20 protein-coding genes are annotated in these 17,463 nt (G+C 57.8%); 2 read left to right on the forward strand and 18 right to left on the reverse strand.

Annotation, left to right across the window (positions count from 1 at the left end; genetic code table 11):
• Positions 1–155: 155 nt before the first annotated feature.
• Genes gspD through M017_RS0104495 form a run of 15 tightly spaced genes read right to left on the reverse strand, consistent with a single transcriptional unit; the run spans position 156 to position 13,231 of the window.
• Complete coding sequence (gene gspD / locus M017_RS0104425) at positions 156–2,408, reverse strand: type II secretion system secretin GspD (RefSeq protein WP_031496109.1); 2,253 nt, start codon at positions 2,406–2,408, stop codon at positions 156–158.
• Positions 2,408–2,884, reverse strand: coding sequence for a hypothetical protein (locus M017_RS0104430; protein WP_031496111.1), 477 nt, complete (start codon positions 2,882–2,884; stop codon positions 2,408–2,410). Before M017_RS0104430 ends, gspD begins: the two co-directional genes overlap by 1 nt.
• A gap of 15 nt (positions 2,885–2,899) precedes the next feature.
• Positions 2,900–3,643 carry a hypothetical protein gene (locus M017_RS0104435; protein ID WP_031496113.1) on the reverse strand — a complete coding sequence of 248 codons (744 nt, stop codon included), beginning with the start codon at positions 3,641–3,643 and terminating at the stop codon, positions 2,900–2,902.
• Complete coding sequence (gene gspM / locus M017_RS0104440; RefSeq protein ID WP_031496114.1) at positions 3,640–4,239, reverse strand: type II secretion system protein GspM; 600 nt, start codon at positions 4,237–4,239, stop codon at positions 3,640–3,642. Before gspM ends, M017_RS0104435 begins: the two co-directional genes overlap by 4 nt.
• Positions 4,236–5,693 (reverse strand): PilN domain-containing protein, encoded by a 1,458-nt coding sequence (locus tag M017_RS0104445; protein WP_031496116.1) that lies wholly within the window; start codon positions 5,691–5,693, stop codon positions 4,236–4,238. The genes gspM and M017_RS0104445 overlap by 4 nt, the downstream gene beginning before the upstream one ends.
• Entirely contained in the window at positions 5,690–6,721 is a 1,032-nt protein-coding gene (locus M017_RS0104450) for a type II secretion system protein GspK (protein ID WP_162179833.1), read from the reverse strand. The genes M017_RS0104445 and M017_RS0104450 overlap by 4 nt, the downstream gene beginning before the upstream one ends.
• Complete coding sequence (locus M017_RS0104455) at positions 6,705–7,373, reverse strand: PulJ/GspJ family protein (RefSeq protein ID WP_031496120.1); 669 nt, start codon at positions 7,371–7,373, stop codon at positions 6,705–6,707. Before M017_RS0104455 ends, M017_RS0104450 begins: the two co-directional genes overlap by 17 nt.
• Positions 7,374–7,778, reverse strand: a complete 405-nt coding sequence (locus tag M017_RS0104460) for a type IV pilus modification PilV family protein (RefSeq protein ID WP_031496122.1) — start codon at positions 7,776–7,778, stop codon at positions 7,374–7,376.
• Positions 7,768–8,265 (reverse strand): prepilin-type N-terminal cleavage/methylation domain-containing protein, encoded by a 498-nt coding sequence (locus M017_RS27385; RefSeq protein ID WP_080507495.1) that lies wholly within the window; start codon positions 8,263–8,265, stop codon positions 7,768–7,770. Before M017_RS27385 ends, M017_RS0104460 begins: the two co-directional genes overlap by 11 nt.
• Entirely contained in the window at positions 8,265–8,708 is a 444-nt protein-coding gene (gene gspG, locus M017_RS0104470; RefSeq protein ID WP_031496124.1) for a type II secretion system major pseudopilin GspG, read from the reverse strand. Before gspG ends, M017_RS27385 begins: the two co-directional genes overlap by 1 nt.
• Before the next feature lie 4 nt (positions 8,709–8,712).
• Entirely contained in the window at positions 8,713–9,921 is a 1,209-nt protein-coding gene (locus tag M017_RS0104475) for a type II secretion system F family protein (protein ID WP_031496126.1), read from the reverse strand.
• A complete protein-coding gene (locus M017_RS0104480; protein ID WP_031496128.1) occupies positions 9,921–11,570 on the reverse strand; it encodes a GspE/PulE family protein in 1,650 nt (549 codons plus the stop codon). Before M017_RS0104480 ends, M017_RS0104475 begins: the two co-directional genes overlap by 1 nt.
• Positions 11,571–11,576: 6 nt before the next feature.
• Positions 11,577–12,107 (reverse strand): hypothetical protein, encoded by a 531-nt coding sequence (locus tag M017_RS0104485; protein WP_031496129.1) that lies wholly within the window; start codon positions 12,105–12,107, stop codon positions 11,577–11,579.
• A gap of 3 nt (positions 12,108–12,110) precedes the next feature.
• Positions 12,111–12,689 carry a hypothetical protein gene (locus tag M017_RS0104490; protein WP_035957668.1) on the reverse strand — a complete coding sequence of 193 codons (579 nt, stop codon included), beginning with the start codon at positions 12,687–12,689 and terminating at the stop codon, positions 12,111–12,113.
• Between the two features lie 2 nt (positions 12,690–12,691).
• Positions 12,692–13,231: an RNA polymerase sigma factor gene (locus M017_RS0104495; protein WP_031496132.1), complete on the reverse strand. Its 540-nt coding sequence runs from the start codon at positions 13,229–13,231 to the stop codon at positions 12,692–12,694.
• A 117-nt stretch (positions 13,232–13,348) separates the two neighbouring features.
• Between M017_RS0104495 and M017_RS0104500 the strand changes: the two genes are divergently transcribed.
• Both M017_RS0104500 and M017_RS0104505 read left to right on the forward strand, forming a co-directional pair.
• A complete protein-coding gene (locus tag M017_RS0104500) occupies positions 13,349–14,395 on the forward strand; it encodes a methyltransferase (protein ID WP_051669509.1) in 1,047 nt (348 codons plus the stop codon).
• A gap of 25 nt (positions 14,396–14,420) precedes the next feature.
• Positions 14,421–15,476 (forward strand): NHL repeat-containing protein, encoded by a 1,056-nt coding sequence (locus M017_RS0104505; RefSeq protein WP_031496135.1) that lies wholly within the window; start codon positions 14,421–14,423, stop codon positions 15,474–15,476.
• An 86-nt stretch (positions 15,477–15,562) separates the two neighbouring features.
• On the opposite strand, the gene M017_RS0104510 is transcribed toward M017_RS0104505, so the two are convergent.
• The 3 genes from M017_RS0104510 to M017_RS0104520 all read right to left on the reverse strand — a co-directional run bounded on the left by M017_RS0104510 (position 15,563) and on the right by M017_RS0104520 (position 17,083).
• Positions 15,563–15,904, reverse strand: coding sequence for a cupin domain-containing protein (locus tag M017_RS0104510; protein WP_031496136.1), 342 nt, complete (start codon positions 15,902–15,904; stop codon positions 15,563–15,565).
• 323 nt (positions 15,905–16,227) lie between these two features.
• Positions 16,228–16,701, reverse strand: a complete 474-nt coding sequence (locus M017_RS0104515; RefSeq protein WP_031496138.1) for a hypothetical protein — start codon at positions 16,699–16,701, stop codon at positions 16,228–16,230.
• Between the two features lie 43 nt (positions 16,702–16,744).
• Positions 16,745–17,083, reverse strand: a complete 339-nt coding sequence (locus M017_RS0104520) for a hypothetical protein (RefSeq protein WP_031496139.1) — start codon at positions 17,081–17,083, stop codon at positions 16,745–16,747.
• Between the last annotated feature and the right edge of the window lie 380 nt (positions 17,084–17,463).

Genomic DNA, 17,463 nt, shown 5'->3' on the forward strand with positions numbered 1-17,463 from the left:
CGTGTCCGAGCGACACACCGGAACCCACTCCGTGCGGCCAATTGGGCACAATCCGGGAATCGAGATTAAGATTTCTTCTAAAAGCACAAAGCGCGCTGCCCGGTCCTTGGTGGGAGCGGGGGCAGCGCGCTGGGAGGCGGAAATTGCGTCCCGGCTTACCGGTCCTTCATGATCTTGTGCAGCCGCTTAAAGCCAGACCGCAGCTCTTCGCTGGCCTCAACGATCTCGGGAGTGTCATAGATCACGCGCGGCGTCATGAAAATGACCAGTTCCGTACGCTCTTTTGACTTCGAACGACTGCCGAAAGCTCCTCCAATATACGGGAGCTTATGCAAGCCAGGAACGCCAGCCGTCGAAAAGGTGTCAGACTCCGTCATGATGCCGCCAATCGCGATCGTATCCCCATCCTGGACGGTGACCTGAGTCTGGACGCTCCGTTGCGAGAAGGAGGGTGATTGAATAGCCGCGTTCGCGGCAGGAGCAACCGGGGAACTCACTTCCTGGTTGATCAGCAGCGTCACGATTCCGCTTGGCAGTACGCGAGCCGTGACACTCAGATTGACACCGGCATTGCGGCTCGAAACCTGATTCGTAAACAGGTTGCTGCCCCCCTGCTGGACACTGGAGACCGCCTGTGAGGTCAGGGTTGGCACCTGTGTTCCGACGTTGATCGAGGCAGCGATGTTGTCGGTCGCGATTAATTTGGGCGCATTGATGACACGGACGCGGCGCTCATCCTCAGAGGCGGTCAGCACCCCGAGCAATTCCCGGGACTGCCCCACCAGAAGCCCTGCCGTAAGATTCAAACCAGAGCCGCTAGATGCCCCCACCAGTCGCTTGAAGGTGTCACCAGAGGTTCCGTTCGATCCGCCGCGACGCTCTAAAAAGGCCTGAACCCCACTGGCGAATGCTCCTGTCAGATTGACCTCATAAACCCGTGCTTCGATCAGCACCTGCCGCGGCGCCACATCGAGCCGGTTGAGGAGACGGGCAATCTGTTCATACTCCTGCTGCGTGCATTGCATCAGCAAAGTGTTGTCAAAGGGATTCGGGACGATCTTTGGGACACGAATGGCAGGGCCATTCTGTCCTTGCTGCTGGCCGACAAAGGTTCCCGTCGCATCGCCAGGCTTGACGACTCCGGCAGTATTGCCGGAGAAGGCGGCATTGTTCGGTTGGATCCCGTTGGCGCCGTACATCCCCCCCATCCCCGGCATGCCATACATTCCCATGCCAGGCATTCCATACATGCCCATCCCCATGCCCATGCCCATGCCCATTCCAGGGAAAGATCCCATGCCGCCACCACCCACTCCACCGCCCATCCCCGTCACACCACCATTACCAGCCGTCGCACCGCCTCCATTATTGGACATCTGCGAGAGCTGGCTCGTCATGCCGATGAGCATCATCATCATCATCATGGTCGTCATCATGGCCTGCGGATTATCCTGCTGGCTGGCGTAGAGCATGGTCACCGCAAGCGCAAGGGAGTCGGCACGACCGTACTTGACCCGATAGACAAAATTATCGATTCCCCCAACCGCGGCTTTGACCGGAATGTCAAACTTCGCAATCCAGGTCTCGACCTCCGCAAAAATCCCCGGGTTCGGAGCCACTGCCGCCAGGATGTTCAACCGGTCAATCGGAAGAAATTGAACACCACCTGACTTGCTCGTCAAGGATAGGCCCTTAAAGATGGTGGACAGGTCATTCGCCATGTCGGAAGGCCGGGCATTCGACAGTTCAAAAAGCCGGATCCGCTGTTTGGCCAGCGTGTCGGAGTCAAAAAGACTGACAAGATCCATGGTGCGCTTCATATTGCGCGCGTTGTCGAGCAACAACAGCATGTTGGCGGGCTCGTAGATTGTGAGATTCCCGCCTTCACCTATGAAAGGCTTCAGCAAATTGACCATTTCAGAGGCAGTAGTGTACTTGAGGAAGACCAGATTGAGCACCATACGCTCTTCATTGCCAAGATCCTTGGACTCCGCATTGATTTGCGGTTCCATTGGGAGACGGGCCACTTCTGTAGTGGGAACAATCCGGAAAATATCGCCAACCTGCACCATGGCGAAGCCATTGATCCGCAGAATCGTATCGAGAAGCGAGCGCACATCGGTCGATTTGATTTCGCCATAGGTCTGGATCGTGACATTCCCTTTAACCCGCGGATCGAGGATGTAGTTGATCTTGAGCACCCGGGCCAGTTGATCGATGACTTCGGTGAGCGAGGCCCCCGGCAGATTCAGCGTCAGGTTACCGGCGGCGGGGGCTGCCGGAGCGGATTGAGGCGCGGTAGCAACGGGAGCCGGAGCAGCCGGAGTCTGGGGAGCTGGAGTTTGGGCCGCAGGAGGCTGTTGCGCTGACAGAATCAGCGAGATGAGAAAGGCGATTTGGAGCCGCATTACTTCTTAGCCGCTCCCTTGCTTTGTGCCCAGGCGGCTTTCTCAACACCGGTCAGGTCTTTCTTATCCTTCACCCATTCATACGGGCCAAAGGGCGTAATGCGCTTGAAGCGGAGCTTGTCGCCTTCCTCCGTCACCGTCATGCCGGCAGGCACCTCAAGATTCTCGTCCGGATGGCCATCAATCATTCGCTGGATCTTTCCATTTTCTTCTTCAGAAACCTTAGTGAATCCGAATGCAGTCGAACGATAGATCACTGGCTTGCCATTTTCGGTGATACGCCAGGCGCCATCGGCAATCTTCACCGCCGCCCAAGGCACTCCGAGAGGTCGGCCATCCGGATGGCGCTTCACTGGAGGTGTTTTGGGGTCGGGTTTGGAGGCTGCCACGCGAGGGGCAGCTTTAGACTCCGAGTTGACGGTTTGTGCGCCAGCGAAGCCCACGGCAAGAAGCGTGAAAGCAAGAATGCGAATCATATTGACCTCGAGAATTTAGCGCGACGATTCCCAATAGCAGATGGGACCGAATGCGTATGTATAAGAAACTTTTTTGTAGCCATCGGCGACCGTGCCGCCGGGGGAGGAATCGCCGGGAAGGCAACCCTTGCGGCCACCGCCGATATCATTTCCTGGAGCAGGGCGAACATTTTCTGGCGGCTTTTCCCGGGGCAACTCCGCCACGGAATGATTGACATTGGCATTCATGCGTTCGACCGGGGCGGCACTGGCCAAAGTCTCTTTGGCCTTCGAGCGCAACTCATCGAGCGGACGCGTCACGTCTTTGCCATCCCACTCAAAGGTGATTTCCTTCTGGTTTGCGGCACGAAGCGTGAACTCGCCAATCTTCTCGCCCAGCTTGTAGCCTTGCTGCGGTGCGTTGCCGAGCGACATAAATACTGTAGGACCCATTCCTATATCCATGACGCCGTAAACGCCAGGAAAGTCTGGCATCACTTTCGGAGGCGGCGGAGCTTTTGCTTCAATCACGACGTTCGGATTGCGATCGCGCGAAAACAAGAACTTCTCAGCGACCTCAAAATACTGCGCGGCCTGCACTTTTGCCGGCTCACCGGAAGACACAGCGACAGCCGGAGCCGGAATCGCTGGCAGCGGCTTCAAAGTCAGAACATCCAACTCATGCTGGCGAGCCTCCAGCCACCGGCGCCGCAGTTCCAGTCCTCCCGTCGCCAGAAGGGCCAGCAGTGCAAAATTTAAGAAGAGAATGGACCGGCTCATCCGCGGGGTACTCCTGTCGGTTTCGGAATTAACTTGGCTGGAGCCAAGCCAATAAAGGTCATCGAGACGCTGATGCGCTTCAGCTTCGAATCAGGGCTCGAGACGTACAGGTCGCGCCAGGATAAGAACTCGGGCTGGGAGGCGATATCCGACAACAAATTCACCAGGCCTTCAATCTGACAATCGAAGCTTACGGTCATCGCAATCTGGGCATAAGAATTCACAGGCTGTACCGATCCAAGATCCGAACCACGCATCTCAACGGTATTGCCCTGGAGGCGAGCAATCCGCCTGAAAATCTGGAGCAACTGGGCCTGAGCCTGCGCTGGGGTATCAGCTTGAATGAGCCGTTTTTCCCAACTGGCGAGCTCCCCGTCCAGCTTCTTCTGGATTGCTTCCTTTGAAGGAACCTGCGCCGCCGTGAGACGGGCCTTGGCAAGACGCGCTTGCGCGAGCTCAATGCTCGCGGCGGTATCCGCAACCAGCGGGGCCGATGGAGTGGCAGTCCCTTCGGGCCAGAAATAAACAAAAGCGCAGATGATGACGCTGGGGATCAGCATCTTCACGAGCCGTTGCTCGCGATCAGAAAGATTCATTTCGAGCCTCCGAGTCCGGCAGGAAGAGGGGGTGGCGGCGCGACATTCGGCAGGACCGGCGGTTGTGCCGGGGCTTGCCCAGGTGCAGGTGAAACCGGAACGGCAGCCGGTGCCGGCAGCTCCCGCTTCGCTCGAATGTTGAAGACCTCTTTACCGGCCTGGCTACGGCCAGGCGATGAGGTAAATTCAGCGTCTTTGAAGAGCGGCGAAGAATCAAGCAGCTTTAGCAACTCTGCAGACTGATCGATTTCCCCATTGAGCCCTAACCCTAACCGCGTCAATTCCATGCGATTTACATACGCGGAAGACGGAATGATCCGCGTCAGTTCCCGCAAGGAATCAAGATCCTGGCGCGGGTGGCTGGCCAGATCACGCAGGAAATCCAACCGCTTCTGCGTCCCGGCAATCTGCGTGTCAAGAGCCTTCACCCGGGCCAGCGCGGGAGAGTATTTGGAAATCTCCCCATCGAGGCGCGTCAGGAGCTTCCGATCTTCGTAGTCGCGCAGATACGCAATCGAGACGCCGATACACATCAACAGCACCAGGAGGATCACGGTTGGTACGTAGCGCAGCGGCGAGGTGGTCTTGCGGCGCTCTAGCGGAAGCAGATTGATGCCGAGAGCTTGGCTGGGCAAAGCGCCGGCCAGGGAGGCGGCATAAGCGAGCGGCGTGGTGAGTTGCAGCTTCTCGGTATGAGGGAGCAACGAAGCCAAACGGGTGACCGGAGCCTCCTCCGGCAAGCGGATCTGCGCCGAGGCGAGACCAATCGCACGATTGGGGTCCTGCGCAAACGGGACGCAATAGATCGGGTGTGTGGGGGTCTCGGCATAGAGCAAGACGCCCCTCTCCTCTTCGTGAATAGCGAGAAACTGCTCTGCCGGGGGCAACTGTAACACCCGTAAGGCAGAATAGATGGCCGCCGCCGGAGTGAGGAACGCACGCACTGCGATTCCGGCTTCATCGAAAATGGTCGCGTACTCCTGGATCACGGCAGTGCGGGCAATGGCGACCGAGAGCATCGACTGATGCGGCGCCTCAAGACGGCTAAAGGAGTGTTCGGCTTCGTCTTCCTGAAAAGGATGCAACCCGTCCAACTGGTAGCGCACCGCTGCAGCCAGCTCCTTCTCCGGAACGCCTGGAACCGGCAAAGACCGCGAAAGGGCGTCTGCTGGCGGAAGAACAACAGTCGCCGAGAGATGGCGGATGCGATTCTTTGTCAGAAACGCCTGAAAATCAGCGCCCCATTCCGCGGCAGGGCGCTCGCGATAACGCAGGATCTCCAGCGTATCGAGTACCCGGATTCCGTTCGGGCGTACCGCCGTGAGCGTAGCGCTTAAGTTCTCCGGTCCAATCTCAACGCCTAGACCGGTACCAAAGCTGCGCCACTTGCGCAGGAAAGGGATTTCCACGCGATGCGGAGTTTCCGCGGCGACCAGAGGAGTTTCCGTGGTCATCGGGGAAGCGCTTTCGGGAGCGGGGTATTGTTCCAGACCGCATCGGACGCGGCGATATCGCTAAAAGCACGGTCGTACCAGCGGAGCTGCGACCAGGGATTGATGAACATGAAGCGTGGGTGAACCTGAGTGAATTGCAAAACAAGCGACACAGTGCGCCGGGTTTCGGAGAGCATGCCGTTGGGCAGACGGACCCGGGCCGTGGCCCGAATCTGGAAGACCTCTCCCAGATCATTGCGAACCTGGATCGGATGCCGTTGCAGCCAAGACTGTAGCGCCGGGAGTGGCTGGAAGGCTTGACGGCGAATCTCCGCAAACTCCCGGGCCGTCTCCGGCGACACCCCGTTGGCCTCCAGCAAACTGGGGTGCACGGAGTACAGATCGAGTGGACCGGCGTCCTTAATATAAGGGGACAGGCAATCGGCGAGTCCGCCAGCGTTGACCAGACGGCCATCGGGCAGGCGGACATAGCGTCCATATACGAGTTCTGAAGTGATACCAGGCACTAGAAGCAGCTCTTCGACATTTTCCATAGACGCGATGGCGGGACGAAAAGCCGAAGCCGCCCCGGAATTTTGTCCTGTACTCGCCATCGTGGGCGGCGTTGCCGAAAAGGCTTTCTGTACAATCGCGGAGGCATCGTTTTCCGACTCCCCAAAGCTGCGCAGCAATCGTAACAAGAGTTGGGGCGACAGGCCGCGCATCGGGAGCTTCCCATGCTCCGACAGGAGTTCGATCAGAACATCGCCCGTCGGCTCTTGCAAATACATCCGGCGCCGGGCGGCAAAGCGGTCGGTAAAGGACCCGCCAGCGTCACCAACGGGATTTCGAATCTCAAAATAGGTTCGCTCAACCGCGCCGCGGGCCAGATAGTAGGCGCGCAGGCTTTCCTGGGCGGCGATCCCGCGCTCGGTTTCCGCACGCACCGTATCAGCCACCGAGAAGGCGATGGTCGACAGAGCAGCAGTCAGCCAGAGCACTGCGAGCAACGCAGTCCCCTGGGTCTTTTTCTTAGCGATTGGGATCATCGGCATTTGTATTGCGCACCAGAAGCGGTGTAATCACGGTGGTCGGCTGAATCTGATTGGGAATGATTTCGAGCGGCACCATCTCAATCCGGATCGCCGTCGGCCAATCCGGGAAAAACCAGGCTGGAGCCCAGCGCTCCATGCCGGATTCGCGTTCCGTATGGCGGAAGGCAAATTGGCAACTCGCCAACCGGTCCGCCAGAATGAACGAGGACTCGCGCACCGTAGCCGGAGCAGCGCAGACCGCTGTCAAGCTTCGCTTTCCGAGATAAGGGTACTCATTTAACAGAAGACGCACGCCGCCCTTGGGATTGGGAGCGCTAAAGAGTTCGACAATCTGCAGGCGGCCCCGGGAGCCTTCCGTCAACGAAAACGAGGATACAAAGCGCGCCGCAGTTGCACTTCCCGAAAAGCCAAAAGCCATCGGCCCACAGGGAGTCACCACGGGGACCATTCCACTCAAAATCTGGTCAATCGCCCGCTGTGACGAAATCACACGCCGCGTGAGGTCGACCTTCGAGTCGATTTTGTCCATGGAGGTAAACGCAATCCGAAGCACTACGCCAATACTGGCCGAGATCGCCGCAAAGAGCGTCACCGCGATCAGCAATTCGATCAGCGTCATCCCCGCTTGCCGGCTTCTGCGCCTCATCTAGTAACCTGCCACGCTGCGATAAGTTTCCAGAACCAGGGTGCGGCGCTTCGTCCCGACCTGGAGCCAGGATTCGAGGCGGACTCGCTCCAGATGCTCCTGCGAGGTCTGCGACGGCACGCCAAAAGGCACCAACACGGCGCGCCAGCCCCCTGCCGGTATTTTGGGATCGTTCGAAGGGAAGCTCCCCTCGATGGGGGTATTCCGTGGCAGCCCGCGCGAGGTGCTGAGTTCATCCATCTTGCGCTTTGCCAGATACGTGAGACGATCCATGTCGTTGGAACGGAAGAGATTTGCCGTTGATACCGAAAGGTTCGACAACAATGCCGACACCGCTACGGCCAGAATCACCGTCGCCACCAGAACTTCGAGGAGCGTGAACCCACGCTGCGATCTATTTCGCATGGGCCACTTCCGGCGCGGTTTGCGCAAAGACCTGGGCGATCCCGGTAATCGGATCCAGCTTGATCTGGCGGATGGAGCCACGAGGATTCTCCAGTTCGACAATCAACTGCGGCGGAGCTCCATTTGGGTAGACCAGGAGATAGCGGTCTTTTTTTTCTTCATCGAGAAAAAGGGCCGGGAGAATGCGGCGGATGCGAATTCCGGCCGGGATCTCAAAAATCTGATCGCGTTTGGAATCGGCAACCCGCAGCACAATGCGATTCTGCGCGGGCTGGATCGCCAGTTGCACGGGCAACTGGCGGCGATCGGCAGTCGTAATTGCAATATTCAGCGCGGAAGCAACAGTCGACGAGGCGCTCCGGAGGCGCAAACCATCCAGCCCAGCGGTGAAAGATGGAAAAGCCATCCCGGCCATGACAGCGATGATCGCCACCACAACCATGGTCTCGATGAGCGTCATTCCAGACTGGGCACTACGCGGCTTCATTAGTGCGAGCGTACGGAACTGATGTCGGCATTGATGCCCGTGCCGCCGGGAACCCCATCCGCACCGAGCGAAATGATCTCAGGCTCATCAGGCAGCTCACCCGGCATCTTATAAATGAATTCCCTGCCCCAGGGGTCGAGCGGTACATCGGCGTTGAGATAGGGGCCGTCCCAATTGGCCACGTCGGCCGGCTTGGTGCGGAGAGCCTTCAGGCCTTGCTCGGAACTCGGAAAGTTTCCGGTGGAGTTCTTATAGAGCAGCAGCGCCTGATTGAAGCTGATGATCTGTGTCCGGGCGGCGGTGACCTTCGAACTGTCAGCAGCTTTGAACAGCCGGGGACCGACGATGGAGGCGAAGAGCGCAATGATCGTCACGACGACGAGCATTTCGATGAGAGTCACACCGGCTTGACGGGACAGGCGGCGGCGAGTGGGTTTGATCATAATCTTAAATTGCAACCTCGTTGATGCTGGTGATAGCGAGAAGCATGCTGAGGATCAGCGCTCCTACAATGATGCCCATCGTGAGGATGAGCAAGGGTTCGAACAGGGAGGTGAAACGCTTCACCGCGTCCCGGGTGTCCGCTTCATAGATGTCGGCCATGCGGGTGAACATCTCGTCCAACTTGCCGGTCTCTTCCCCAACGCTGAGCAGATGCGACGCGAGCGGCGGAAACTGACCGGAGCGGCGCAACGGTACAGAAATCCCTTCGCCGCGCTTGACGCCTTGCGCCACGGTTTCCAGCGAACGGGCCATGCGCAGATTGGCGAGAGTCCCGCCGGCAATCTGCAGCGATTGCACCAGCGGAACGGTATTTGAAACAAGAGTGGACATCGCCCGCGCAAAACGGGCCGTCTCGGCCTTACGCAATGCATCGCCAAGCAGAGGAATCCGGAGGCGGAAATCATCCCACCACCAGCGGCCGTCCTTCGTACCGATATAGCTCAGAAAGCTGACCAGCGCCGCCGCCACGACAATCCCCAACAGCCAGCCCCAGGCCTGGAGAAACTCGCTGGTGCGCAGCATGATCAGGGTGGGAAGCGGAATCTGCATCCGGCCCCCTTCAAAGATCGTGGCAAAGCGCGGCACGACAAAGTACATCAGCACGACAATCGCACCGAGGCCCGTCAGTCCAAGCAATAACGGATACATCATCGAGCTGATGATGTATCCGCGGAGTTCGTCGCGATTGCGCTCAAAGTGAGACAGGCGCTGAAACACGGTGGCCAGAGAGCCAGAGGCTTCGCCCGCTCGCACCATGTTGATATAGAGTTCAGAAAAATAACTGGGATGCGTGGCAATGGAATCGGCGAGCGATTTACCGCCCTTCAGCATTCGCAAAATGTCGAGAACGACGGAGCGAAACTCCTGCCGTTCCGTCAATTCACTGACGATAGAGAGCGCCCGGTCCACAGGGACGCTCGAGGAGAGCAAGGTTGCCAGCTCCTGCGTAAAGAAGAGGACATCCCGGCGCTTCTTGCCACCGAATTCCGGGAGCTTCAGCTCAAAGCCGCTTGGCTTCTCCAGACCGATGTAGGTGGGAGTGAGCCCTTGGCGGCGCAGCTCGATCGCAACCAGTTTTTCACTCGCAGCCGTATAGCTGCCACTGCGAGCCTTACCATCACTGGTCACCGCACGGAATTGGAATGTCGTCATTAGAATTCCTGCGTGACGCGGATGACTTCATCCGGCGTTGTCATGCCGATTGCAATTTTGTGCCATCCGTCTTCGCGGAGATTCCTCATTCCATTGCGACGGGCCGCTTCCGTGAGGATGCTCGCGTCTTCGTTCTTCATGATCAGACGGCGGATCTCTTCGTTGAGCTGCATCAGCTCGAAAATCGCGATTCGACCGCGATAGCCAGTATTCAAGCAGTTCTCACAGCCGGAGCCCTTGAACACCGGAACCGTTGTGCCGTCAAACGAAGTGGTGGTTCCCACCTGTTGTTTGCATTGCGGGCAGATGCGGCGCACCAGCCGTTGGGCAAGGATCGCCACAATCGACGAGGTGAGCAGGTAGTTCTCGACGCCCATGTCCGTCAGACGGGTGATCGCACTCGGCGCGTCGTTGGTGTGGAGCGTCGAGTACACAAAGTGGCCCGTCAAGGCAGCGCGAATGGCGATGTCCGCCGTCTCACGATCGCGAATTTCGCCAATCATGATGACATCGGGATCCTGCCGGACAATGTGCCGCAGACCGGCGGCAAAAGTGAGACCGATGGCCGGATTCACATGAATCTGGTTGATGCCGTCCATCTGGTATTCCACCGGGTCTTCAATCGTGATGATCTTGCGGCTGGTCTTGTTCGCACGCTTGAGGGCGGAATAGAGCGTGGTCGACTTGCCGCTACCGGTGGGTCCGGTGACGAGGAAGATGCCGTGCGGCATCTCGGTGAACTGCTCCATCAGATTCAGCATCTGCGTATCGAAGCCGAGGCTGGTGAGATCGTAAAAGCCGGTCGCCGAGCGGTCCAGAATACGCATGACGACGCTTTCGCCATAGAGGGTCGGCAGGGTCGAGACGCGCAAATCGACTTCACGGCCGAGAGTCTTGATCTTGATACGGCCGTCCTGCGGCAGGCGGCGTTCGGCGATGTTCAACTTTGCCATCAGCTTCAGGCGGGAGATGATCGCCGCCTTCATTTCTTTTGGCGGCGGCTCCTGGTTCAGCAAGACCCCATCAATGCGGAAGCGGATGCGGAAATCCTTCTCAAACGGTTCGATGTGGATGTCGCTCGCCCGGCCTTCGACGGCAGTGGCGATCATCGCGTTCACCAGACGGATGACCGGCGCCTCGGACGCCATGTCACGCAGGTGCTCGAGATCTTCGGCAGCATCGGGATTGCCAAAATCGTCCGTATTCTCGGCGCGCCGGCCTTCGCTGTAATGGCGCTCGATCGCATCGACAATCTCGGACTCATTGGCCAGTACCGGAAGGATGGTCAGCCCGGTGAAGTTCGAGACGGCGGAGATCACTTCAAAGTCGAGCGGATCCGCCATTGCGAGAGTCAGCGACGAGCCCTCAAAGGCGTAGGGGAAGATCTTCGACTGCCGCAGGAAACGCGGCGATAAGCTTTCCAGCTCCGGCGCGGTCGCTGGCGGCGCGTCCACGGCCACCAGCGCAACGCCGAGTTGCGCACTCAGCTCCGCCAGAACATCGCGTTGGGCAATAAAGCCGAGGTCGACCAGAATCTTGCCGAGCTTCTCGTTGCGTTCTTTCTGGAGTTCCAGAGCCTGTTCCAGTTCGTCACTGGAGATGAGTTGGCGGGCGACCAGGCGCTCGCCGAGCTTTGCAGGGGCATGCATGGGGGCTTAAAATTCCTGAACGCGGATCGCGGCATCAATGGCCGGAGCCGTGCGGGCGGCAAGCAGGTCTTTGCGGACCGCCTGCATCACAATCTGCGCCGGCAAACCGTTGGAGTCTTCCCACGAGCGGCGGAAGATCGAAACGCCGAAAACAACACGTTCGTCGGCGGGCAACTTGTCGAGGGCCAGCGCGGCAGAAGCCAGTTGCGTCTTCATCGCATCCTTCAACAAAGGCAGCCGGGCGAGTTTCTTCGTCCGCGTGGAGACAATCATGTCCCGCGTGGGTGCCGTAAAACCAAAGGTGCCAACACCGGGAGTCGCAATCAACTGCAATTCCGCGCTGAACACCGCGCCAAACTTGTCGAGATATAGCCCCCGCGTCAAACCAAGCAACAGGAAGGGCTCGTCAAACAGTGTTTCGAGACGCTGGTCGATTCTCTTTTCAATCGGGCTCAGCATGGCCCGGCTCACCACCGGCTCCGTTGCGGCAGCGAAAAGGAGAACTGCAGAGATGAGGAGAGAGAAAAATGGCTTCATAGACTACTCGCTTCCACCAACAGTGAGCTTTGCGCTCGAAACATACATCATGTTCATTTGCTTTCTGACCAGATCCAAATTCTCGCGGAAGCCGATCGACATCATCTGGAGTTCCGTAGCGTGGCGCTTTTCCGTCTCGGCAAGGGCCATCTGGAACTGCTTCTGTTGTCTGCCTTCCACCTCTTTCACCGCTTTGGCAACGGCGGCGTCGATGTCGGTCTGAGAAAGGGCAGCCACCACCGGAGCCGGCGCCTGCACAACGGTCGGGACCGGACGCATGAGAAAACCGTGCGCCGTAATCGCAGCGGCCAGGAGCCCGGCGCCCGCAAATCCAAGGCGGGGGCCGGATTGCAAGAGACGCTGCCACCAACTGGCAGCAAAAACAGGATCGGAAACAAAGGCAATCCGGCGCGGAATCTCTTCTTCGCGCACACCGTGGAGAGCTGTCAACGTGTACTGGAGCCGCTCGAACTCATCGCGCAACTCGGGCGAGGCGGCCAGTGCCGCCAAGGCAGCTTCAGTCTCGGCCGGAGTCGCATCGCCGAGCGCGTAAGCAGTGAGATCGAGATCAGGATTTGCCATATTCATCCTTTTACAGGTGCCAAAACACCCTTCAGCAGGTCGAGCGCGGAATAGAGCCGCGACTTGATGGTTGAGAGCGGAAGATCGAGGATCTCCGCCATTTCTTCAAACTTAAATCCTTGAAAAATCTTCAAAACAACGGCTTCCCGCTGGTCGGCAGAGAGTCGAGCCATGGCACGCTCTACCGCAATCGAGGATTCGATGGGGAACATACCGTCTCGCGCATTGGCCGTTGGCGGGTCATAAATGAGCTCCGCCGTATCGGGTCGATTGCGGCGGAGCAAAGAGTACGCTTCGTTGTGAGCGATGCGAAACAGCCAAGGAGAAAACCGCTCCACATCGCTCAGCTTGGTCAGATTCTGGTAGGCCTTCAGGAAGACATCCTGGGTGATGTCCAAGGCATCTTCGCGACTGCCCACAATCCTCAAGAGGTAATTGAACACACGTTTCTCGTGCCGGGAGACAAGAAGGTTGAATGCGTCCACATTCCCTTTTGCCGCCTTTTGAACAAGATCCCGGTCCTCCACTTCTCGGAAGATCAAATACTGACTCCGCTCTTGAAGACGGGCTCAACCGGCAGAAAGTTGAAGCCCTCTGTATTTTTTTTCCAGCCTGCGCCTGGCAGGGGCAGATCCCACGCGTATATCATTGCGATGATTATGACCGATGAATTGACACAAATGACAGGCGGCGGGGTACAACCCCCTGTGCCCCAGCAAATTTTGATGCAGTTGGCGACCGGAGCCTGGGTTTCGAAGTGCATCGGCATCGTTGCCGAACTCGGCGTCGCCGACCAGATCGGCGAAGAACCTCGCCCGGTTTCTGAACTCGCCGCAGCCTGCGGCGCCCGTCAATCCGAACTCTACCGGGTGCTCCGCATGCTGGCCTCCGTTGGCCTGTTTGTCGAATGGCCCGAGCAACGCTTTAGTCTGACTGCAACCAGTAATCTGCTCCGCGAGAATGCACCCGGCAGCATGCGGTCCATGCTCCGGATGACGCTGTTTGGCGAGCATTGGCGCGCCTGGGACAAGATGCTGGACGTTGTCCAGCACGGCGGCATCGCCACCAACCTTGCCGAGGGCATGGATATCTGGGAGTTCTACCAGAAAAATCCCACCCGGGCAGCGATTTTCAATCGGGCAATGACGAATTTCAGCGAACAGTCCGGTCCGCTAGTTGCCGAAGCCTTCGAGTTTGAACAGTATGGCTGCGTTTGCGATGTCGGCGGAGGACATGGCGCACAAATCGAAGCCATTCTCAAGCACCATCCGAGGCTGAAAGGCTTTGTCTTTGACCTGGACTCCGTCGTCACAGGGGCGAACGAGCGCTTTGCCGCCAGCGGCCTGAGCGACCGGGCGCATGCCGTGGGAGGCAATTTCTTTGAATCCGTCGCACCCGGGGCCGACATTTACATTGCGAAGAACATCATCCATGACTGGGACGACGAGAGAAGCATCCGGATTCTGAAAAACATTCGCCGTGCAATGCCCGCCAGCGGACGCGTGTTGCTGCTGGAGTTTACGGCAGGCGCAGCGAATGTACCAGACCTGGGTAAGTTGATGGATATCAATATGATGGCCATGACGGGCGGCAAGGAGAGAACAGCCGAAGAGTTTGCCAGCCTGTTTGCGGCAAGCGGTTTCAAACTCGGCCGCATCCTGCCCACTCCCAGCCCAGTCCATGTCGTCGAAGGACTGCCTGTCTAGCAAAAGGGCATACAATAAACGGTGCATGAAGCGCCTCTCTCTTAGCACCCTCTTCCTGTCGCTGCTCGCCGTCGCTTGGTTTTCTCAGAACACGACCGCGCAGTCGTCGGCATCCACCGGGAACGGCAAGCTCCGTTTCCGCACGATCATGACCTCGGCGCAGTTGCCTCCCGAGGCGCAGCAGGTGTTGAAGACGGCTCATGGAGGCTTTGCCGTCGACCTGCGTCCTGGCAAGGGAGAGACCTATTTCGCCCTCAAGGGCGCGGGCATCATCCAGATCAGCAACGATATGAAGTCGACGCGCATGTTGCCCACTCCTCCAGAGATGAAGGACACCAACATGCACAACGCGAATATCTGGCACGCGCCCGATGGGAATAGCTATCTGCTCTTCCCGGGCAACGAGGCCGGGAAGATCTTCGTCACCACCATCGACGGCAAGTTTGTCGCCTCGCTCGGCGCACCCGCCTATGGGACAGACATGGGCCATCCCGCCGCCAACGACTACTTCAACGGTCGTGGCGGGCTGATCCCCACCGACATCGAACAGCTGGAAGGCCTTCTGTACATCACCACCGGCTATTCAAATCTCGACTATGTGCTTACCGCAAAAGCAACGCTGAATCCGTTCAAGCTGTCCTGGAATGATCTGGCCTTCGGCGGCAAAGGCACGGGACCCGGACAACTGATGACCGGTCACGGCATCACGAATCCTCCCGGAACCAAGCGTCTGGATGTCGCCGATCGGCCGAATTCCGAGATCGATCGCTATACCCGTTTCGGGCAATACATTTCGACCTTAAAACTGCCGCTCGGCTCCCTTCCCTGCGACATCTATTACCTCAACAACTATGCCGTCGTTGGCGCGCTGGATGGACCGGATCGCAGCAAAGGCGCTCCGATCTATCTCCTTGAGAACGACAAGCTCGTTTCGACCCTGATGCCGAAGGAAGACCTCGGGTTGCCGCTCTTCAGCCATGTTCATAACGCCGTGATGCGCGAATACAACGGCAAGCTCTACGTGATTGCCCAAGCCTGGAATCCGGGCGACTTCGCGATCTTCGAGCAAGTCAGCAACTAGTCGAGTTGCCATCGCAATCAAAAGCCCAGCAAGTCCAAAGGACGATGCTGGGCTTTTTGATTCCGGCCGGTGGTCGTCATGCCATGCTAGGCGCCGGGCCAGGCAATGGTCAGCAGGAATGAGGAGTCGTCGATCGCTTGCACCGAATGCGGGATCGATCGGCTTAGCGCGAGGATCTGCCCGGCTTGCAAAACCTTCTCTTCTCCCTGCGCGCGAAAGCGAATCTGGCCGCTCCAGACCTGCACGGTAATCGATCCGTTGGCATGGTGCTCTTCGAGCGCCGCGCCAGCTTCCATCGTGAAGAGGATGACACGAAGATCATCCTTCTTGACCAATAATTTCGATCGCCTGCCGGACGGCCAGGGCTTTTGCGCCTCCGCCTCTCGGATCTCAGCCTGTAAATCGAAATGTAAGAAGTCTTCGTTCATCGGAACGATATTATCCTTTTGACTGAAATGCTGCTCGGGTGGAACGTTCTCAGAATCAAAGAGGTCGTCGACAGAATACCCGCCGTCTGAGGTCAAACGTAAAGTTCCAGATAGAGGGGTGAATGCTCTAACGGATACGGTTATATGATCCCGTGTACGGAAATGGGGGGGGGAAGGTCAAGCAAGTTCCGGTGGAAGCAGGCGCGATGCAGGTTGGGAGATGCGCTATCAAACGAGGTAATCGGCGTGGAGCCCGTCGATGATGGAGTCCAACGAGTGTGGTTCGGACCGGTCTTGCTGGGCTTACTCGATGAACGCAAAGGCTACACAAAGACGGCCAGCAAGGGCGACAGCAGTTGGCTGCCTCTCCAGTCGCCCTCCGGGCTCCTTTTCACAGACTTTACGCGCTGCCCATCTCCGTTATAGAGATAGCTCCCGTAAATCTTCTCCGTCCCAGGCGTCACAGCAGAGTCACCCTTTGCCTCCGTCATCTGCCCCTCAGGATCATACACCGCAACCGAACTCGCATCCCCGACCTTCCACTGGATCTGCCGGCCGCTATAGTCATATGCAACGTCCTTCAAGCGGTTGTTCACCACCCCGCTGCTCTGCAAGTACCAATTCGAACTCGCCTGCGCCAACCCAAGCGCCAACCCAGACTTCGACGGCGTCCAGCCATTGCCAAACTGATCGTAGGCATACTGCACGCACCACCGGCCACCCACCGTCGCACAACTTGCCGTACCCAGAGGGTCTTCATTGCTGCTGTCTTCCGCGGCGCCAATCAACCGATACAACTCAATTCATCAGCTAACTAATTTGCTAACTCCATAGCCGAGATTACTGCTCCGAAGTATCCGACGGTACGCTTTTGTCCCACGCCTCCAGAATTTCATCACATTGGCTCTTCACTTCCGGCCAGCGCAGCGAGATCTTATTGAATGCTTCAGCCATCATCGCGCGACGGTCGAAGAGGAATGCCTCTTCGAGCCCAAGGACGACCTGGACCCGATAGAGATCATCGGAATCGAGCCATGCCGTCAGGACTGATCGGATGCCATGGCCATTGTCTGCCAGCAGCCAAGTCAGACGTTCAAACAGGTCAGAGAATGAGCGCGGGTCAACGCCAGCAGCTCGTTGGTCAATCAAAGACTCCATCATCTGTTTGATCTCAAACATATTTATTCCATTCTTTACTTCTTTCTGAACATTTCCGTGATAGAATGCATCGTCGACAACAGCCTTCCATCAGAAAATCTATGTACCCCAAATTAATGCGCCGGGATCATAGGACCCGAGGACAAAGTTGCAAAGGGGCGCGATGAACCTTGAGCACCAGGGAAGAAAATATTCCTGGGAGTACCTCTTACAAACAGCGATCCCCCCGGTTGAAGCACCCGAGCAGTCTCCGCAGTCGACACGTTAAACTGAGGATTGATTGCATGAACCTTACTGAACGCCCCTGACCTGAAAGGTAGCTGCTCTGCGTTGGCAATTACGTTGACACCCAAACCAGCCATCTTATCGACGTTAACCGCTCCTTGCATGGCATTCGAACC

It is taken from the genome of Bryobacter aggregatus MPL3 (assembly GCF_000702445.1).
Lineage (GTDB): Bacteria > Acidobacteriota > Terriglobia > Bryobacterales > Bryobacteraceae > Bryobacter > Bryobacter aggregatus.